This window comes from Aquimarina mytili (genome assembly GCF_016735115.1).
In the GTDB taxonomy this organism is placed as follows: Bacteria; Bacteroidota; Bacteroidia; order Flavobacteriales; family Flavobacteriaceae; genus Aquimarina; species Aquimarina mytili.
Genome location: NZ_JAERQJ010000030.1, coordinates 1 through 560, shown reverse-complemented (window position 1 = coordinate 560; position 560 = coordinate 1). Strand labels below are relative to the sequence as shown.

At 37.7% G+C, this 560-nt stretch carries 1 protein-coding gene; it reads left to right on the top strand.

The features are described 5' to 3' along the window. The coding region (locus JJQ60_RS21875) for an AMP-binding protein (RefSeq protein ID WP_201924773.1) at positions 1 to 560 on the top strand (560 nt) is incomplete at both ends.

The window sequence follows — 560 nt, the reverse complement described above, 5'->3', positions numbered from 1 at the left end:
GAAGGTTTCAATGCTACTGGAGTTACTTTTCCAGAATATGATTCTGTTTTAGACATTTTTGATGCTCAGGTTAGTCAAAGCCCAGACCGTATTGCTGTTGTACATAGAGATGATACGTTAACATATGGAGATCTTTCTAGACAAGTGGCTCAGATGAGTTCATACTTGTTAACCACCAAAGGAGTTGAGTTAGAAGAACGAGTAGGTATCATGTTGGATCGCGAATCGTTTTTAATTCCTACCATCTATGGTGTTTTAAAATCGGGATGTGCTTATGTTCCTATTGATCCCAAGCTGCCATCTGCTAGAGTAAAGGCTATTTTAAAAGATGCGGGGATTCGTGTATTGGTGACGCGAGGAGAGTATATAACCGAAACAGTATTGGATGAAGGTATTGAAGTTGTTGATTTAAATAAAGAAGTGACTACTATTAGTGAATCTCCAGTTTTAGAAACCTATCCGAATGTGTCTTCAGACAATTTAGCATATTTGATTTATACTTCAGGTTCTACAGGTACTCCAAAAGGGGTTATGATAGAGCATAGCGCTTTATTGAATAC